Below are 1,162 nucleotides of genomic sequence, written 5' to 3' on the forward strand. Positions count from 1 at the left end.
TCCATCGACGGTGTGCTCACGCTCGGCGCCCCGATCGCCCTCACCGCCGTGCAATCGGTCGGTAACGCGGGCAGCCCGGCCAAGGTCTACACGTTCGACACCAACGCGGCACTCGTCGACGCCATCTCCGACGGCAGCGTGCAGTGGGCCATCGACCAGCAGCCGTACCTGCAGGGCTACCTCGCCATCGATTCGCTGTGGCTGTACCTGAACAACGGCAACGTCATCGGCGGCGGCGGGCCGACGCTGACCGGGCCGTCGTTCATCGACAAGACCAACATCGACAAGGTCGCCGAGTACGCCAAGGCCGGCACCCGCTGATCGGCGGTCGATCACATGGCAGGGCACACGATCCGGACCCCGGTGGGTCCATCTCACGCACACACCATCACCGTCACCATCGACCCGGTCGCAGGACCGGCCGGCACCGCACAACGCTGAGATCCACCGGCGCGGAGAGGAAATCATGTCCACACAGCAAGATCTGGACCTTGCCAGTCACAAGGTCGTCCACGACGAGAGGGTGAAGGAGCAGAAACGCCTGCAGCGTCTGCTGGTCCGCCCGGAGATCGGGTCCCTGTTCGGGGCGATCGCCATCTTCGTCTTCTTCATGGTCGTCGCACCCCCGTTCCGCAGCCCCGAAGCGTTGGCCACGGTGCTCTACGCCTCCTCCACGATCGGGATCATGGCGTGCGCGGTGGCGCTGTTGATGATCGGCGGCGAATTCGACCTCTCCGCCGGCGTCGCGGTCACCACCAGTTCCCTGGCGGCGTCGATGATCGCCTACAACCTGCACCTGAACCTGTGGGCCGGCGCCGCCCTCGCCCTGGTGGTGTCGCTGGCGGTCGGATTCTTCAACGGGTACCTGGTGATGAAGACGAAGATCCCCAGCTTCCTGATCACGCTGAGCTCGTTCCTGATGCTCACCGGCATCAACCTGGCGGTCACCAAACTGATCACCGGGCAGGTCGCCACCCCCAGCGTGTCCGACATGGCCGGGTTCGACTCGGCGAAGAAGGTGTTCGCGTCCTCCTTCGAGGTCGGCGGGGTGTCGGTGCGGATCACCGTGGTGTGGTGGCTGCTGTTCACCGCGATCGCCACCTGGGTGCTGTTCAAGACCCGGATCGGGAACTGGATCTTCGCGGTCGGCGGCAACCAGGAC

2 protein-coding genes are annotated in these 1,162 nt (G+C 65.5%); both read left to right on the top strand.

Going from position 1 to position 1,162, the window contains the following annotated elements:
• A partial coding sequence (locus tag ACFWJO_RS40215; protein WP_386873302.1) for a substrate-binding domain-containing protein occupies window positions 1-321 on the top strand: 321 nt, incomplete at its 5' end.
• A 145-nt stretch (window positions 322-466) separates the two neighbouring features.
• Window positions 467-1,162: ABC transporter permease (locus ACFWJO_RS40220; protein WP_386873304.1), on the top strand; the 696-nt coding region annotated here is incomplete at its 3' end.

The sequence above is a fragment of the Streptomyces sp. NPDC127092 genome (assembly GCF_042722475.1).
Lineage (GTDB): Bacteria > Actinomycetota > Actinomycetes > Streptomycetales > Streptomycetaceae > Streptomyces.